Source organism: Streptomyces sp. NPDC102451, assembly GCF_044765485.1.
Taxonomy (GTDB): domain Bacteria; phylum Actinomycetota; class Actinomycetes; order Streptomycetales; family Streptomycetaceae; genus Streptomyces.
In genome coordinates this window covers 273,629-290,808 of record NZ_JBIWKD010000009.1, presented here as the reverse complement: position 1 = coordinate 290,808, position 17,180 = coordinate 273,629, and the positions used below count along the sequence as shown (strand labels likewise).

Genomic DNA, 17,180 nt, shown 5'->3' with positions numbered 1-17,180 from the left:
CCCATCATGCACACGACATGACATGACGGAGGAACCGTCCCGTCACCCACGAACGGGTGACACCACATCATCAGGAACGGGACTTAACGTCCTCTGAGCGGACAGCAGCGGTCAGGTACAGCACCCAGAGATCTCGCCGACCTCACCCAATCCAGCCAAGAATGCAGGTCAGAGCAACCATGGCAGCGCACGCGCCATTGATTCCCAAGCTCAGAGCGCGAGTTCGATTCTCGTCACCCGCTCTTTGATGAAGGCCCTGGTCGATGACCGGGGCCTTTCGCTTGCCCTCCAACGGCGTCGGTCCAAATCCTTGCCCCGCAGTGGACGGCCGGAGAGCGGCCGCTCTGTCATCACCCGACGCATGCGGTCGCAACCATCAAGGCAGGGGCCTGTGACTCAAGCCGAGCCTTGCATACTCCAGTATGATGGGACTCATGTCCTCAATGACTCGCATCACCGTCACGCTGCCTAGCGACCAGGTGGCGGAACTCCGCAAGCTCACGGACAACGTCTCCGGGTACGTGGCGGAAGCCGTAGCCCGCCAGATCCGGCACCAGCTCCTGGGCGACGACCTCCGCCGTCACGAGGAGGAGCACGGACCCTTCAGCGACGAGGAGCTCGCCGGGGCCCGCGCGAAGATCTTCGGCTCCGCCGGCACCTCCACGGGCGCGGATGCCGCGTGAGCGAACGCATCGAAACCGTCGTCCTGGACTCGGAAGGGCTCTCCGCCTGGATCGCGCAGGATCGCAAGCTGCTCGCGATGCTTCAGGTCTTCCATGACATGGGAGCCGACCTGGTCATCGGGGCCAACACCATCGTGGAAGTCAGCCACTCCCGCACCAACATGCCTCGCCTGAACTGGGCCCTGTCCCGCGTCAAGGTGGAGCCCGTCACCGAGCAGGCGGCGAAAGCAGCAGCGGAACTCCTCAAAGGTGCCGGACTGCACGGGCACAAGTACGCCATCGACGCCACAGTCGCCGAGGTCGCCCTGCGCCAGCCGAAACCCGTCGCCCTCCTGACCTCCGACAGCGACGACATGACCCAGCTCTGCGGCAACCAGGTCCGCATCATCTCTCTCTGACGGTCGGCCCACCCCGAGCACTCCCCTGGCAGCGTTCGCTGCACCGCTACCCTCGTGCCCCATCCGTGCCCAGCAGAGCGGACACCAGCGGTCAGGTGCAGCCTCCAGAGACCATGGCAATCCAAGCTTCCTCACGAGAAAGCACAGGTCAGGACCATTCCAGCGGCCCAAGCACCGCTGATTCCCAAGCTCAGAGCGCTAGTTCGATTCTCGTCACCCGCTCCACAGCTCGAACCAAAGCCCTGGCCCGCGGCCAGGGCTTTTCTGTTGTTCAGACCGGCCTGACCATCCCGTACCACCTCTGCACCTTGACCCTCTTCGCACTGTTCAGCACCCTTCCACCCGGCCATCACGCCCCGAGCCTGGCTTCCCACAGCATCTGCGAGGCGAGTCCGGTCCGGCACGTCGGCATGCGTCGACTGCCGGAGGCACGCGGACGCAGCCCTGTTACGCACACCTCCCGGCACCCGGTGCCCGCCACTGACGTCGATCTACCCCGGGTGCCGGCGAGCCGGCGTGCGGTAACACGGGCCCACCGCATACAAGCCGACCTTGATCTCCTCCCAGCATCACGGGATGTCGGCAACAACTGCGCAGGAAGCATTGCATTTGCGCAACTTTCATTTAGGAAAGTAACCTGCCCCTGCAGAGGATGAACGCTCGGTGAGGTGGAACCTGTGAACGGATTCGTTGGGCGTCGTACGGAGCTCGGCCTTCTTGATGACCTACTGGCCCCTGTACGGACCGGCGGACGCAGCGGGCGGCCCGGGCGCGCCGTACTGATCCGAGGGCGCCGACGCGTCGGCAAGTCCCGGCTCATGGAGGAGTTCCTGGAACGCTCCGGACTTCCTCATGTCTTCTTCACCGCAGTAGGCGGCTCGAAGGCCGAGGACCTGGCGGGCTTCGCCGCCGAGCTCGCCGTCTCTCCACTCCCCTACGCCGGCCGCGTCGCGGACTTCGCCACCCCGCAGACCTGGGACGCGGCTTTGAGCCTGCTCGCCAGTGTCCTGCCTCAGGACACGCCCAGCGTGGTCGTGCTCGACGAGATGCCCTACCTCGTACGCGAGGACCCCACTTTCGAGGGCGCGCTGCAGAAGGCATTCGACCGGACGTTGTCCAAGCTCCCCGTACTGCTCGTCCTCATCGGCTCGGACATCGCGATGATGGAGCAGCTGAACACCTACGGTCGCCCCTTCTACCAGCGCGGCACCGAGATGGTCGTACCTCCGCTCAATCCGGCCGAGGTCGCCGCCATGCTCGACCTCCCGCCGGCTGAGGCGTTCGACGCCTTCCTGGTCTCTGGCGGCCTCCCGCTCGTCCTTGAGGAATGGCCTCCGGGTGCCACCCTCTGGGACTACCTGGAGCAGGCGCTGGCCCGTCCGACGTCCGCCCTCCTCGTCAGCGGCGAGCGCACTCTGGCCGCCGAGTTCCCCACAGAGGCACAGGCCCGCACCGTGCTGAGTGCCATCGGACACGGGGAACGCACCTTCACCCTGATCGGCCGGGCAGCCGGCGACCTCAATCCAGGCTCTCTGAAACGTTCCCTGGAGGTCCTCACCAGCCGACGCATGGTGGCGGCCGACCTTCCGCTGTCCACCAGGCCGAGCCGCGAGAGTCGCTACCACGTCGCCGATCCATACCTGCGCTTCTGGCTCTCTTTCCTCGGGCCCGGCATCCCCATGATCGAGCGCGGGCGTGGAGACCGTGTACTCGAATCGATCCGCACCAGTTGGATGTCCTGGCGGGGCCGCGCCGTCGAACCTGTGATCCGCGAGGCTCTGTGGCGCCTGACCGACGACCGGCTGCCCGAGGCCACCAACGTGATCGGCGGCTACTGGACCCGCACCAACGACCCTGAAATCGACCTTGTCGGCGCCGACCGGTCTCCTATCGCCAAGAAGATCACCTTCGTCGGATCCATCAAGTGGTTGGAGAACAAACCCTTCGACAACCGCGACCTCGCCCGACTCGTCACCCACCGCTCACAACTGCCCGGCACCGACGACTCCACCCCCCTGCTCGCCGTCGCCCGCAGCGGGAGCAGCGCCAACGGCATCCTCAGCCTCACCCCCGACGACCTCATCACCGCTTGGGCGTGACACGCCAAGGGCCGTTTCCCCGCAGTGACCGCGTTCGTGCCTCATCCGTGCCCTTCGGAGCGGACAACAGCGGTCAAGCCCGGTGCCCAGAGACCACACCGACCTTGCCCGGCCCGGTCAAACATGCAGGTCAGAGTCACTACAGCCGTTCAAGAACCGTTGATTCCCAAGCTCAGAGCGCGAGTTCGATTCTCGTCACCCGCTCACCAAGCTGTAGGACCCGGGCAGCAGGGAACTCCACCGGCCGAGCAGGCCGTCGTGTCGCAGCAGTGACGTCACCGAGGGCTTGAGGTGCGGCCGGGGAGTCAGGCGGCGATGAGGTCCTGCTCACGGTCCGGCGTTCCGACCTTGGGCTGCTTGTTCGGCAGTGCGAGCCGGAAGACCTTGTGCCACGCGGAGAACACCTGCTTGGGCAGCGGGCCGGTGACGTACTCAAGCTCGTACTTCTCGAACAGCGCGCGCACCTTCACCGCGACCTCGGCGTACCGGTTGCTCGGCAGGTCCGGGAACAGGTGGTGCTCGATCTGGTGCGACAGGTTGCCCGTCATGAAGTGCATGGCCTTGCTGCCGCTGATGTTCGCCGAGCCCATCATCTGGCGCAGGTACCACTGGCCGCGTGTCTCGCCCGTGATCGACCGGCGTTCGAAGACCTGTACGCCCTCGGGGAAGTGCCCGCACATGATCACTGAGTGGGTCCAGATGTTGCGGACCAGGTTCGCGGTGAACGTGGCGGCGAGTGTGGTGAGGAATGAGGGGCCCGAGAGCAGCGGGTGGATCACGTAGTCCTTGAGCACCTGCTTGCGGATCTTGCGGCCCACGGCCTTGGCCCGCGCGCGGAACTCCGGGTTCTTGCGGCGGCGCTTGTGGAGGTTCTTGCCGAGCTCCAGGTCGTACGCGGCGATGCCGTACTCGAAGAAGCAGGCGTTGAGGAAGTTCCACAGCGGCTGGCCGAGGTGGAAGGGGTGCCACTTCTGGTCCTCGTCGACGCGCATGATGCCGTAGCCGAGGTCGTTGTCCTTGCCGATCACGTTGGTGTACGTGTGGTGCAGCTCGTTGTGCGAGTGCTTCCACTGATCGGACGGCGAGACGTGATCCCACTCCCAGGTGGTGGAGTGGATCTTCGGGTCGCGCATCCAGTCCCACTGGCCGTGCAGGACGTTGTGGCCGATCTCCATGTTGTCCATGATCTTCGCCACGGACAGTCCGGCGGTGCCGATCAGCCACGCGGGCGGGAAGATCGAGAACAGCAGCACGCCCCTGCTGACAAGCTCCAGCTTGCGCTGCGCCGAGATGACCCGCCGGATGTAGGCGGCGTCCTTCTCGCCGCGGTCGGCGATCACCTCGTCGCGGATGGCGTCCAGCTCGCGGCCCAGTTCCTCGATCTGCTCCGAGGTCAGGTGGGCGGTGGGGTCGATGGCGGTCAAGGTGCTCCTACCGTTCGATGTCGCAGGGGCCCGCCGCGGCGGACACACAGGTCTGGATGAGGACGCCCGGCTCGGCCTCGATGATCTCGCCGGTACGCAGGTCGCGGACAGCGCCGGCCTTGAGCGGCGTGACGCACCCGAAGCAGATGCCCATACGGCACCCGGAGGGCATGAGCACGCCGCCCTCCTCGCCGATGTCGAGCAACGGCGTGGCGCCGTCCGCGCCGATGGTCTTGCCGGTGACGCTGAACGTGACCTCGCCGCCGTCGCCGGCGACGACGATGCCGGGGCGGAAGCGTTCGGTGTGCAGGCGCTCATGGACGCCGTGTTCTCTCCAGTGCTCCTCGGCGGCGTCGAGCAGACCTGCGGGCCCGCACGCCCAGGTCTCGCGCTCGGCCCAGTCGGGCACGAGCTCTTGGAGACGGGCGATGTCGAGCTTGCCGTCCGTGTCGGTGTGCACCTCGGTGAGCCGAAGCTTCTTGTCCGCGACCAGGCTGTGCAGTTCCTTGCGGAAGATCACGTCCTGAGGCTGTGGCGCGCAGTGGACCATGACGACGTCGTCGAGTCCGGTGTCGCGCAGCATGCCCATCACGGGTGTGATGCCGCTGCCGGCCGTCAGGTAGAGCACCTTGGCGGGCTTGGCCCTCGGCAGGACGAAGCCACCGGTCGCCTGGTCGAGCTGGATCAGCGTGCCCGGTTTCGCCCTGCGGACCAGATGATTGCTGACCTTGCCGTCCGGGATCGCCTTCACGGTGATCGTGATGCGGCCGTCCTGGCGGCTCGTCGGCGAGGTGATGGAGTAGGCACGCCACAGGCGCACCCCATCGACGTCGACCCCGATCCGCACGTACTGGCCGGCTGTGTGGCCGCGCCAGCCCCGCCCCGGCTTGATCACGACAGTCGCGGCGTCACTCGTCTCGGGGCGCACGGCCTCGATGCGCCCCCGGAGGTCAGCGCCCGTACGGAGCGGGCTGACCAGGTCGAGGTAGTCCGACGGCAGCAGCGGCGTCGTGACCATCTCCAGCAGTTTCCACGCCCTGCCGCGAAGGGCTGTACTCGTCATGACTCCAGCTTGCTGCGCCTCCAGGCGTAAAGTCCTAACCACAGGACGTAAATCTGGTCGACTGAATTGTTCGCAGGGAACAAAAAATGAGCTATGCAATCCGGAGAGCCAGCGAACTGAGCCTGGATGAGACGACGGTCACCGCCCTTCGGGCCGCGCTCAGGACCACCGCCGACGAAGTCGTCCAGGCGATCATCGACGAGGTTCCTCCCTACGCCCATGCCTTGTCGGGCCGCATGGGCGCCACCATCCGCAGAGCCGTCCGCACCGCCCTGGGGCACTACCTGGACCTTGCGAGCGGGAATGCCACGGGCGGCGACGCCGGGGACGCCGCCTACGAGCTGGGCCGCGGCGAGGTGCGTGACGGCCGTTCCATGGACGCCCTGCTCAGCGCCTACCGCGTCGGCGCCCGGGTCGCCTGGCGATGTCTGGCAGCGGGTGCCGTACCCGCGGGTCTGCCCGCCGCCGAGGTCGCAAAGTTCGCCGAGCTGACCTTCGCCTACATCGACGAGCTCTCCGCCGCGAGCGCCGCGGGCCACGCCGACGAACTCGCCGCCCGGGGCAGAGCCCACGAGCGCCACCTGGAACACCTGGCCCGCGACCTCCTCGCCGGCGCGAGCCCGGACGTGCTGCTGGCCTCCGGCCAACGGGCCAGGTGGCAGCCTCCGGTTTCGCTGACCGCCGTCCTGCTGCCCGCCGCCCTGGCCCGGCCTGCCTACCGGACACTCGACCCGAGCACCCTCGTCCTCGACGATCTGCCGGATGCCACCGGTGTGCTCCTCGTCCCCGATGCCGACCGATCACGTCTCCTACGGCAGCTGACCGACCGCGCCGCCGTGGTCGGCCCGGCCCGGCCATGGACCCGCGCGTCCGCCTCGTACGCACGAGCCCTACGCGCGCGCTCCCTTTCCTCCGACATTCGCGACACCGAGGACCACCTGCCCGACCTGGTGCTCAGCGCCGACGTGGACGCGTTCGCGGACCTGCGCGCCCGAGCCCTCGCACCGTTGCAGACCCAGCCTGCCGCAACCGCACGACGGCTGGAGGAGACGTTGCGGGCGTGGCTGCTGCACCAGGGCAGGCGGGACGAGGTCGCGGCGGCGTTGTTCGTCCATCCACAGACGGTTCGATACCGGATGTCGCAGCTGCGGGAGCTGTTTCCCGATCTCGCATCACCACACCGGGTCCTTGAACTGACGCTGGCGGTCGGTCTCCGGGCCCGCTGACGCGTCACCCGTCCACCGCCGCGTCCGCGGGCGTCCGGAAATCGTGCTGGTTCCCGGTGCCAAACCGCTATGACCCTGGAAATGACTTTCCGGTCGTCATGACAAGGGGCCGGGCCGCTCGTCACCGCGCGAGGGATGATGGGATGGAGTACGGAACGTGAGGTCAGGAGCTCCCATGACAAAGCTGGTTCACCGACCTCGTGAGGACGCGGAGTTCAATTTCATCCTCGGGAGAAGCAAGGTTCCGGTTCTCGCCTACTTCACCGGGGCCTGGCCCAAGGCAATCGAGCCCTGTCGGGCGATGGATTTCGTCGCGGGCGACATCGCCGCCGCCTACACAGGCCGCCTGACGGTCGTCCGCACCGACATCACGCGTTGCCCGGCGGCAACCGAGCGATACGGGATCACCGGAGCCCCGTCCTGCCTCCTGCTGAAGGAGGGAGCGGTGGTGGCGCACGGCACGGGGCCTATGACCACCGACGAGGTACGGGCGTTCCTGGACGATCACCTCTGAGCGGCCGCTGCGGCACCCGGACCGCCGCTTCTCGTCGCGTTCGAAAGCGGGCGCGGGCGGTTGGCAGCCCATCTCCCGCCTCACCACCGCAGGGCGGTTCGAGCCTCGTTGCTCCGCCTCCGTTGAAGGCAGATCCGCTTCGCCGAGACGTCGACTCCGTGGCACCACCTGATGGTGCCGGTAGGCCAAGAACGACCTTGGCCCCACAGCGTCAGAATGACATCCTGTTCGCTTACGCATTCTGCGAACGCAGTTTCGTACGGGGGGATTTCGCACTGTGGCCGTAACGGTGCCCGACTGGGCCGACACCATGCTCGATGTCATCGGCATCAACTGGCCGAACGTCGACGAGGACGCCTATCGCGACATGGCCGACTCGCTGCGTGCGTTCGCAGGTGACGTGGAGGACGACGGCTTCAATGCCAACCAGCATGTGCAGCGTCTGCTCTCGTCCGGGCACGGCGAGGCCCTTGATGCGCTCAACGGCCACTGGGGCAAAGTCAAGGACAAGCACATCAAGGACATCGCCGGCGCCGCCCGGACGATCGCGGGCGCTCTCGACAACGCGGCAATGGCGATCGAGGCCATGAAGTACGCGGCGATCGTCCACCTGGGCGTCCTGGCCGGCAAGGCCGGCATCTCCATGGCACTGATACCGGTGACCGGTGGGCTGTCCATGCTCGTCGGCGGAGCGGCGATCGCAGTGGCCCAGCAGGCCATCCGCCGCGTCATCAAGGAGTGCCTGGAGGAGGTCGTCGGCTACATCGTCTCCGCGATGACCGAGCCGGCCGTCGCCGCGCTGGAGAACATGGCCGCTGACCTGGTGGTGCAGATCGGCGCCAACGCGATGGGGCTCCAGAACGGCGTCGACATGAACCAGGTCGGCCAGTCGGGCAAGGAGGGGTTCAAGGAGGGCGTGGAGGGCGCCAAGGACTCCCTCCACCTCGCTTCCGCCGGCACGGGCCCCGGGCCTGCTTCTGGCAAGGGCGTGCACATCGAGCACTCGGAGCACGACCGCGCCGGCACGAAGCTGAACCTGGTCAGCATCGACATCCACGGCAAGACCGCAGGCAAATTGGCCAGTGCCAAGTCCCACCACAGCCGCACCCGGGGCAAGGACGACATCGCAGGCGCCCTCGACCCGGTGATCGACAAAGCGATGTCCGCCCTCGGCAAGGCGAACAAGGCGATGGGGGACCACCTCGGCAAGTCGCTGCCGAAGGCGGTCAAAGAGATATCCACCATCCAGAAAAAGATCGACCTCGACATCAAGGACGGGATCGGGCCCAAGGACAAGGTTCGCCAGGAGGGTGGCGACACCGTCCCCCGTCCCGAAAAACGCCGCGACTCCATCCGCACCAAGCCGGACGCTCTGAACAACGCCAAGGACGAGCCCCGGCGCAATGCCATCTCGCTGGAGAAGAAAACCTGCGAGAACGACCCGGTGGACGTCGCCACCGGTGAGATGACCCTGCCGCAGACCGACCTCTCACTGCCAGGAGTCCTTCCTCTCATCCTCCGTCGCACTCACCTTTCCGCGTACCGGTACGGCCAGTGGTTCGGCCGGAGCTGGGCGTCCACACTGGACGAACGGATCGAGCTCGACGCGCTCGGCGCCGGTGCGGTCTGGGCGCGCGAGGACGGCTCGGTCCTCATCTATCCGCGGCTGCCGCTGCCCGATGACACCGAAGGCGTACTGCCCGTGGAGGGCGCTCGGCTGCCGCTGCTGCACGGGGACCAGCGCAACGGGCAGACCAGCTACTACGTCACCGACCCGCACTCGGGCCTGACCCGCTCCTTCCAGGGCGGCCCGTACAACGCGTCCCCTGCCTACTGGCTGAGGGAGATCGAGGACCGCAACCACAACCGCATCAGCTTCGCGCGCCTCGGCGACGGCAGTCCCACAGCAGTCGTCCACTCCGGGGGCTACCGGGTCGCCGTGGTCATGGAGGACGCCCGGGTGCGCGAACTGGCGCTGCGCACCCCGAACGGCCCGGTCACAGTCATGCGCTACGACTACGACGCTCTGGGCAACCTTGTCGGCGTGGTCAACTCCTCCGGGCTACCGCTTCGCTTCACGTACGACCCGGACGCCCGGATCACTTCCTGGACCGACCGCAACGACTCCACGTTCCGCTACGTGTACGACGACGCCGGCCGCGTCGTCCGCACGGTCGGTCCGGACGGCTACCTCTCGTCCACGTTCGCGTACGAAGCACACCCGGAGACGGGCGACCGTGTCACCCGGTACACGGACTCCCTCGGGGCGACCAAGGTCCACCACTTCAACGACCGGCTGCAGGCCGTCTCGGAGGCTGATCCGCTGGGCGGTGTCACCCACCGCACCTTCGACCGCTACGACCGGATCCTCTCCTGGACGGATCCGCTCGGCCGGACCACCACTTACACCTACGACGACCACGGAAACCCCACCCGCATCGAGCACCCCGACGGCAGCTCGGCCACGGTCGAGTACAACGAGCTGAACCAGCTCGCCGCCGTCACCGGCCCGGCCGACGCCACCTCACGCCAGGAGTACGACGATCGGGGCAACCCGACGGTTTTCACCCGGCCGGACGGGTCCACCACTCGCCTCACCCATGGCCCGAACGGCCACCTCACCGGCGTCGACGACTCCTTGGGCGCGCTGGACCGGCTGCGCTGCGACGCGGCCGGCCTCCCCCTGGCCATCCGCGGCCCGCTCGGCACGGTCACCCGCTACACCCGCGACGCCTTCGGACGCGCAACAACGATCACCGATCCCCAGGGCCGCACCACCGAGCTGGAGTGGACTGTCGAAGGCAAGCTCGCCCGGCGTACGGACCCGGACGGCGCGCAGCAGACTTGGACCTACGACGGTGAGGGCAACTGTCTCGTCCACACCGACGCGGCGGGGGACGAGAGCCGCTTCGAGTACACCCACTTCGATCTGATCTCCGCCCGCACCACGCCTGGCGGAGCGCGCCAGGAGTTCACGCACGACACCGAGCTACGCATCTCCCGTGTCACCAATCCACAGGGGCTGACATGGGACTACGCCTACGATTCGGCAGGCCGCCTCAGCACCGAAACCGACTTCGACGGCCGCTCACTCCGCTACACGCACGACGCCTGCGGACAGCTCACCTCCCGCACGAACGCCGCGGGCCAGACAGTCCGATACGAGCGCGACACGGCGGGCCGCGTTGCCACCAAAGACGCCGACGGCGCGGTCACGCGATTCACCTACGACATCCGCGGCCGTCTCGCCTCGGCGACAGGCCCGGACACCGAGCTGACGTACGTACGCGACAGCTCGGGCAGAGTCCTGAGCGAGACCTGCGACGGCCGCACACTGACCAACACCTACGACGAAACCGGACGCCGTACCCGCCGGGTCACCCCGTCCGGGGCAGTCAGCACCTGGTCCTTCCCAGCCGGTCTGCAGGCCGAACTGAACGCCTCGGGCCATCAGATCGTCTTCGCCTTCGACGAGACGGGCCGCGAGACAACCCGCCGGATCGGCGACGCCCTGACCGTCGAGCACGCCTATGACCCGGCGGGCCGCCTGACCGACCAGCACGTCCGCGCACCGGGCGACCGGACCCTCCAGAGCCGCTCGTACACCTACCGCGCCGACGGCCACCTCACCTCGGTCAACGAACTGACCGGCGGACACAAGCGGCTGGAGGTGACCCCTGCCGGCCGGGTCACGGGCGTCACCGCCGAGAACTGGTCGGAGCGATACGCCTACGACGAGGCCGGAAACCAGACCACCGCGACCTGGCCCGGTGAGGACCACGCCACCGGCCCGCGCGAGTACGCCGGCACCCGCATCACCCGCGCGGGCCGCGTCCGCTACGAACACGACGCCCAAGGTCGCGTGACCCTGCGCCAAAAGGCCCGCCTCTCCCGCAAGCCCGAGACCTGGCACTACGGCTGGGACGCCGAGGACCGCCTCGTCTCCGTCACCACACCGGACGGCACACGCTGGCGCTACCGCTACGACGCCCTGGGACGCCGCACCGCGAAACAGCGCCTGTCGGGGGACGGGACGACGATCACCGAGGAGGTGACCTTCACCTGGGACGGCGACACCCTCTGCGAACAGACCACCTCCACAACGGGCTCCCAGCACACCGTCGCCCTCACCTGGGACCACGACGGAGTCAAGCCGGTCACCCAGGTGGAGCGCCGCCTCCTGGACCGGGCGGAGGTGGACCGCCGCTTCTTCGCGATCGTCACCGACCTCATCGGCACACCACGCGAACTCATCGACGAGCAAGGCGAGTTGGCGTGGCACACTCGTGCCAGCTTGTGGGGGTCAACCTCATGGAACCGCGGCGCCGGCGCGTACACCCCGCTGCGTTTTCCGGGCCAGTACTTCGACCCGGAATCCGGCCTCCACTACAACCGCCACCGCCACTACGATCCCGAGTCGGGCCGCTACCTCTCCCCGGACCCACTCGGCCTGATCCCGGCCCCGAACGCCGTCACCTACGTCGACAACCCCACACGGTGGATAGACCCGCTGGGGCTATCAGGGTGCCCCCACCGGAGCGGAGAGCACCGGCACAGCGTGGTGCTGGGGGTAGCCATAGAGCCGGACGTGGCGTCGGATTCGCTGGCCAAATACCTTCGCAACGACCTCTCGGACCCCGCCCATGATCCGACCCGTGGCCGCGATCCGGGAGCACACACCTACAACGGCCCGGCCTACTCCGACGACGAGGCGGGAGGCCCGGTATGGATGACGAATGTCATGGGCGCCGTAGGAGACCGCGCCACCACCCTGTCAATCACCCTGGACGGAATGCCCAACAGTAGGGGCGAGAAGGGAAACTGGAGCGAGCCGGCGGACATCGTGGACGCCTTCCAAAAGGCAGCGCAGCACGGGGCACAGTTCAATACCTCGCATGAGGATAACTATCCGGGCCAAGGTGATGGAACTGCCTGGGAGATGAGCGAAGTAGCTTACGCCGTACGCAACTACGATGGAGCCGCTGCGTGGGGCGATCCTGATGACGAACGCCCAGGCCGGCCATGGGAAGAGATCCACTGGTACACCCGCGACGGAGACGACGGAGCTTACAAGGAGGTCAGCGTGCCCAAGCCGGACATTCCTGAGATCAAGCCAAACCTGGCAAGTCTTCCAGAACACTTGAGGTAGGTAACCCATGACGAATAGTGAAACCTCCCGGAGCGATGCTGAAGTCGTTGCTGCAGCTTGGTCTGTTGTTCTGTCCTACGGATCTGATCGTATCGATCCGGTCGTTCCCCAAACTGCTTACAGCCACCCGTCTCTGCGAGTGCTCTGGCCTATGGTCAGCCACGGCGTCCTGTACCTGAGCCGGTGTACCCAGTACCCGTGGTCACGTGATGTGGGAACGGCTTTCCCTCAAAGCGCGGGCGGCTACCGAGTTCGCCGCGAGTCCGACAGGTCCCTCATCGGGGTGACCGCCACTATCGAAGAGGCCTACGAGTTGATCGCGGCCAATCTCCCTGACAACTGCGGACCCGCTGTAGTCGGTACTGCGGACGACCTGTGATCGCGGCGCCCTTCCCACAGGGTCGCGCCGGCGCAGCGGCTCACGGGGCGGATGGTGTACGAAGACCCGCCGGGGGTGCTGCTGAGGCGCACGCGGACCTGCTCTGTGCGGACGGGAGTCGGATCACCGTGGGGACGGCCAACGGCGCGGACGCGGAGGACGGGCCAGTGGCCGACCTCCACCTGCTGTCAGGTGGTCCGCGATCACGAACAGCCATTTCTTGATCGCCGATTCGGGCAGACCGACGTCCGGAACCGGGTAGAACTCACCGAGGCTCAGGGGCCGTCGGCCCGCTGGGTTGTGGGCGTACGCGCAAATCTGCTGTTCAGCGGTGGCACGGGCCCAGGGCGGGTACCCCAGGTATGGCGGAGGTACGCCTGATGGGTCTCGCTCGGCTGATCGGCCTCGTCGTCGGCCGACATGCCCTGGGCAAGCCAGCGGTGGATTTTCTGCTCATGCCCGGTCACTACCTGCTGGGTGGCTCATTGGACGGTCCTCCGGTCGGGATAGATGGCCGAGCTGGTCCGTACGGTCATATTGTCCACTTCAGCTTGCGTCGAACGACCAGATGAGGCCGACTTCCTCGGAGGACACCGCCACAGGGCCGAAGTCCCAGGCGTACTGAGTGATCGGCCAGCAGCTGGTGACTCGTCCTGACGTCCGACAACGACGACATGGCCACACTCTGCGGCAACCAGTCCCGCACCATCCCTCTCTGACCGCCCACCCGGAGCATGCACCTCGGCAGGTTCTGTTGCGCTGCCTCCACTCTCGGCCCATCAGTGCCCAGCGGCGCGGACAACAGCGGTCGTGTACGGCTTTCAGAAACCTCGCCGACCTCACCCGGTCCGGGCCGCCATGCAGGCCAGGGTCACTGTGGCCGTTCAAGAACCGTTGATTCCCAAGCTCGGAGCGCGAGTTCGGTTCTCGTCACCCGCGCCATGAGAAAACCCCAGGCCAGCGGCCGTGATACGGCATCATGCAAGCATGATCACCATTCACCTGAAGTACGAGATCGACGCTGACAAGATTGAGGATTTCGAGGAGTACGGTCGCCGCTGGGTCCGGCTCGTCAACCGGTTCGGCGGGACGCACCACGGCTACTTCCTGCCGAGTGAGGGCGACAGCGACATTGCCTACGCCTTGTTCTCCTTCCCCAGTCTGGCCGCGTACGAGCAGTACCGCTCGGACAGCATGTCCGACTCGGAGTGCCGGCAAGCGATCGAACTCGCGCGTGAGACCCGCTGCATCAAGCGCTACGAGCGCCGGTTCCTCAGGCCGCTCGACGGTCTGTCCTAGGCCGGCGGGAGGCATGCGGTGCGATCCCGCCGAGCAACTGGGCCCAGCGCTGTGATGACGGCTGCTTTCGTGGGTTCACAGGCCATGACCTGAGCCTCTTGACGCGTACTCCAGCATGCTTGCCTCTGTCCTCAGCGACTCGTATCACCGTCACGCTGCCCAGAGAGAGCGGGGGAGGTGAAACCCAACCCCGCTTCCTGGAACCGATCTTGCTGAGACGGAACCCGGACATGCGCAGGATCATTTCGGGATCGACCCGGCCCTAGTGTCATCGGTGCAAGCAGGAAGCACCGAACCGAAAGCCGCTGGAGATAATGATGCGTTCGCGCCTCGCCGCCCGTTCCGCCCGTCTCGTCCTCGCCGCCGCGGTCGTGACGGCCCTCGCCGCCACCTCCACCGCCTGCAGCCCGGACGATGTCGAGGACACCAGCAGTTCCTCGGTTCCCTCCGCCGGCAGCGGCAAGACCGACAGCCCTTCCTCCGGCGAGAGCCTTTCCACCAGCGCGTCCGGTTCCGGCGGCTCCTCCGACTCCGGCGGCTCCGATGCCAAGACCGACGCCTCCGGCGACGGCGACAAGAGCGGCTACGGGCAGTCCTGCGGCACCAACGACCTGGACTTCACGGTCACCTCGGAGACCCAGGCCGGCGGCTACTACCTGGTCACCGCCAAGGCCAAGTCCGGTATCACCTGCTACCTGGACGTCAACACCCCCAGCGTGTCCTTCGGCTCCGGCGCCGACGGCGTCGCGTCCCCCGTCGGGCAGGGTGGCGAAGACCCCATCAAGCTCACCGGCTCCGCCGTCGCCTACACCGGTATCAGCCCCAAGAGCACCAACACCGATGGCGGCGTGGAATTCGAGAACGTCATCATCGCCATCACCAACGACGACCCCGACCCTGCCGAACTGAAGCTCCCCGACACCGCCACCGTCGACAAGCCCATCGTCACCAACTGGGCCACCGACCGCGCCGAGGCCGTCCCCGTCATCGTCTGACGGAACGGAACGGAACGGAACGGAACGGAACGGGCCGGCATCGTCGGCATCGCGCTCCGCACGGCGTACGCGGGCCCCGCGCATACCGCCCGGCCCCTCCTCACCGCTGCGGCACCGCGGTGAGGAAGTCCAGGACGAGCGGGCTCGCGGCGGTGCGGAACTCCTCGAAGTAGGCGTGGCGCGCTCCAGGGATCATGTGCAGCCTGGCCCCCGGGATACGGTTCGCGAGCAGTGGAGCGTTGGCGGCGGGGTTGAGCAGGTCGTCGCTGCCGTGCACGACCAGAGTGGGCGCCCCGACACCGGGCAGGAGCGCCCAGGCGTCGTGCTGGGTGCTGGCCACCAGGTGGCGGCGCTGGGCGTGGGCGGGCATGCCCGGGTCGCCGAGTGTCCAGTAGGGGCCCGTGTGGGTCGCCAGCCAGGCCGGGGTGTACATCAGCTCAAGAAGGGCCTGCCGCGCCGCGCCCGGTTGCGGCTGTACCAGCGACCTGCGTACGGCGTTGTCGCGTTCGACACCGTGCGGTCCACCGGGTGACGTGCAGCCGAGCACCAGGGCGCGCACCCGGTGCGGATGGCGCGCCGCGAGCTGCTGGGCCACGCGCCCGCCCATGGAGGTGCCGTAGACGTCGGCCCGGTCGGCGCCGATGTCGTCGAGCACCGCGATCACGTCCTGAGCGAAGAGCTCAGTGCTGTAGGGCTTGTCGGGTTTGTCGCTCTCCCCCGTGCCTCGGTAGTCGAGGGTGAGCGTGCTGCGGGCCGCGTGGAAGTCGTCGCGTACCCCGTCCCACCAGTGGTGGCTGTTCGCCTGGCCTGCCAGCAGGACCAGCGGGGGACCCTCGCCCCGGACCTGATAGGCGATTCGGACCCCGTCAGGCGTCGTCGTGTGCGGCATGCGGCTCTTCCCTCTCCTGGAAGCAGGATCCAGCGCGCGTCATGGCGCTGAGAACGGTCGGCGCACCAGGCAACTCGTCCTGGCAGCCGTGTGATCGGTGGGCAACCATTCCCGCCCCATGATGGTCATGTCCGTGCCACCCGCGTCCGGGTGGGCATGGCCGGCTCCGCCTCGGGACGTTCCGCAGGCGCTGGAACACGGGGAAACACCTTCATGCAGCACCGCACCACCGTGGCAGGCTTCGTCGGGGCCCTCGCCCTGTCCGCGCTCACGATTCCCGGGACCGCCCAGGCGGATGCCTTCTCGGGCGACATCAGGATCACGAAGGTGGTCGTCAACGGGGGGAAGGACATCGTCCTGGGGACCACGGCCGTGAAGACGTTCACGATCGCGGTGACCGCCATGGACGACTCGGGCATCGAGACCGGAAACACCTTCCCCGTCATGTGGCACACCCGCCTCCCGGACGGCGACCGTTACGGTCTCGTGATCCCCGACAACATCGCGGGCACGTGCGTGCGCCAGGGCTTCACCACGACCACCTGCACCTACACGCTGAAGATCAACCCGCGCATCCACCCCCAGGACAACACCACGGCCGGCACCTGGACCGTGGCGGCCCACGCCCTGGCGAACGACGGTGACTACATCACCAAGGAGGCCGCTGCCAGGGCGAAGGTCCTGCGCAACTCCGTGCTGACGGTCAACGCCTCGCCGGAACCGGTGAAGAAGAACAGGACGATCACCGTCACGGGCGCCCTGACCCGCGCCAACTGGAAGACCTACAAGTACGGGGGCTACGCCACGCAGCCGGTGAAGCTCCAGTTCAAGAAGCAGGGCACCAGCACCTACAAGACCCTGAAGACCGCCACGACGGACAGCAAGGGCAACCTGAGGACGACGACGAAAGCCACGTCGGACGGCCACTTCCGCTACTTCTTCGCAGGCACGTCCACCACCCCGGCGGTCGCCTCCGCGGCGGACCACGTCGATGTGAAGTGACTCTCGGGACGGCCTCCGTCCCCCAGCACCGGTCCGGGCGCTCCACGTCATCAGGCACGC

13 protein-coding genes are annotated in these 17,180 nt (G+C 67.3%); 10 read left to right on the top strand and 3 right to left on the bottom strand.

Annotation, left to right across the window (positions count from 1 at the left end; all coding sequences use genetic code 11):
• The first annotated feature begins 434 nt into the window (after positions 1–434).
• The 3 genes from ACIRD8_RS22380 (at position 435) to ACIRD8_RS22370 (ending at position 3,180) form a co-directional block, all read left to right on the top strand.
• Entirely contained in the window at positions 435–683 is a 249-nt protein-coding gene (locus tag ACIRD8_RS22380; protein ID WP_403994152.1) for a hypothetical protein, read from the top strand.
• Positions 680–1,081 (top strand): DNA-binding protein, encoded by a 402-nt coding sequence (locus ACIRD8_RS22375; RefSeq protein ID WP_403994149.1) that lies wholly within the window; start codon positions 680–682, stop codon positions 1,079–1,081. Before ACIRD8_RS22380 ends, ACIRD8_RS22375 begins: the two co-directional genes overlap by 4 nt.
• Before the next feature lie 677 nt (positions 1,082–1,758).
• Complete coding sequence (locus ACIRD8_RS22370; protein ID WP_403994146.1) at positions 1,759–3,180, top strand: ATP-binding protein; 1,422 nt, start codon at positions 1,759–1,761, stop codon at positions 3,178–3,180.
• Between the two features lie 305 nt (positions 3,181–3,485).
• Here ACIRD8_RS22370 and ACIRD8_RS22365 read toward each other — a convergent pair whose 3' ends face one another.
• Entirely contained in the window at positions 3,486–4,604 is a 1,119-nt protein-coding gene (locus tag ACIRD8_RS22365) for a fatty acid desaturase family protein (RefSeq protein WP_403994143.1), read from the bottom strand.
• Positions 4,605–4,611: 7 nt separating this feature from the next.
• A complete protein-coding gene (locus tag ACIRD8_RS22360; RefSeq protein ID WP_403994177.1) occupies positions 4,612–5,622 on the bottom strand; it encodes a ferredoxin reductase in 1,011 nt (336 codons plus the stop codon).
• Positions 5,623–5,753: 131 nt separating this feature from the next.
• Here ACIRD8_RS22360 and ACIRD8_RS22355 point away from each other — a divergent pair, with 131 nt between their 5' ends.
• The 6 genes from ACIRD8_RS22355 (at position 5,754) to ACIRD8_RS22330 (ending at position 15,229) form a co-directional block, all read left to right on the top strand.
• Positions 5,754–6,893 (top strand): PucR family transcriptional regulator, encoded by a 1,140-nt coding sequence (locus ACIRD8_RS22355; RefSeq protein WP_403994140.1) that lies wholly within the window; start codon positions 5,754–5,756, stop codon positions 6,891–6,893.
• Between the two features lie 175 nt (positions 6,894–7,068).
• A complete protein-coding gene (locus ACIRD8_RS22350) occupies positions 7,069–7,407 on the top strand; it encodes a thioredoxin family protein (RefSeq protein ID WP_403994137.1) in 339 nt (112 codons plus the stop codon).
• A 277-nt stretch (positions 7,408–7,684) separates the two neighbouring features.
• Positions 7,685–12,556, top strand: a complete 4,872-nt coding sequence (locus tag ACIRD8_RS22345) for a DUF6531 domain-containing protein (protein WP_403994134.1) — start codon at positions 7,685–7,687, stop codon at positions 12,554–12,556.
• Between the two features lie 7 nt (positions 12,557–12,563).
• Positions 12,564–12,935, top strand: coding sequence for a DUF6193 family natural product biosynthesis protein (locus ACIRD8_RS22340; protein WP_403994131.1), 372 nt, complete (start codon positions 12,564–12,566; stop codon positions 12,933–12,935).
• 987 nt (positions 12,936–13,922) lie between these two features.
• Positions 13,923–14,234 carry an NIPSNAP family protein gene (locus tag ACIRD8_RS22335; RefSeq protein ID WP_403994128.1) on the top strand — a complete coding sequence of 104 codons (312 nt, stop codon included), beginning with the start codon at positions 13,923–13,925 and terminating at the stop codon, positions 14,232–14,234.
• 317 nt (positions 14,235–14,551) lie between these two features.
• Positions 14,552–15,229, top strand: a complete 678-nt coding sequence (locus ACIRD8_RS22330) for a hypothetical protein (protein ID WP_403994125.1) — start codon at positions 14,552–14,554, stop codon at positions 15,227–15,229.
• Positions 15,230–15,329: 100 nt separating this feature from the next.
• On the opposite strand, the gene ACIRD8_RS22325 is transcribed toward ACIRD8_RS22330, so the two are convergent.
• Positions 15,330–16,118, bottom strand: a complete 789-nt coding sequence (locus tag ACIRD8_RS22325) for an alpha/beta fold hydrolase (RefSeq protein WP_403994122.1) — start codon at positions 16,116–16,118, stop codon at positions 15,330–15,332.
• Positions 16,119–16,331: 213 nt separating this feature from the next.
• On the opposite strand from ACIRD8_RS22325, the gene ACIRD8_RS22320 reads away from it, so the two are divergent.
• Positions 16,332–17,120, top strand: coding sequence for a DUF5707 domain-containing protein (locus ACIRD8_RS22320; protein ID WP_403994119.1), 789 nt, complete (start codon positions 16,332–16,334; stop codon positions 17,118–17,120).
• Positions 17,121–17,180: the final 60 nt, after the last annotated feature.

Excerpts from the sequence above, each read along its gene's own strand:
- ACIRD8_RS22340 (WP_403994131.1), top strand. The coding sequence starts at position 12,564 with ATGACGAATAGTGAAACCTCCCGGAGCGATGCTGAAGTCGTTGCTGCA.
- ACIRD8_RS22325 (WP_403994122.1), bottom strand. The coding sequence starts at position 16,118 with ATGCCGCACACGACGACGCCTGACGGGGTCCGAATCGCCTATCAGGTC.
- ACIRD8_RS22360 (WP_403994177.1), bottom strand. The coding sequence starts at position 5,622 with ATGGTCACGACGCCGCTGCTGCCGTCGGACTACCTCGACCTGGTCAGC.
- ACIRD8_RS22330 (WP_403994125.1), top strand. The coding sequence starts at position 14,552 with ATGCGTTCGCGCCTCGCCGCCCGTTCCGCCCGTCTCGTCCTCGCCGCC.
- ACIRD8_RS22380 (WP_403994152.1), top strand. The coding sequence starts at position 435 with ATGTCCTCAATGACTCGCATCACCGTCACGCTGCCTAGCGACCAGGTG.
- ACIRD8_RS22335 (WP_403994128.1), top strand. The coding sequence starts at position 13,923 with ATGATCACCATTCACCTGAAGTACGAGATCGACGCTGACAAGATTGAG.
- ACIRD8_RS22350 (WP_403994137.1), top strand. The coding sequence starts at position 7,069 with ATGACAAAGCTGGTTCACCGACCTCGTGAGGACGCGGAGTTCAATTTC.
- ACIRD8_RS22320 (WP_403994119.1), top strand. The coding sequence starts at position 16,332 with ATGCAGCACCGCACCACCGTGGCAGGCTTCGTCGGGGCCCTCGCCCTG.
- ACIRD8_RS22355 (WP_403994140.1), top strand. The coding sequence starts at position 5,754 with ATGAGCTATGCAATCCGGAGAGCCAGCGAACTGAGCCTGGATGAGACG.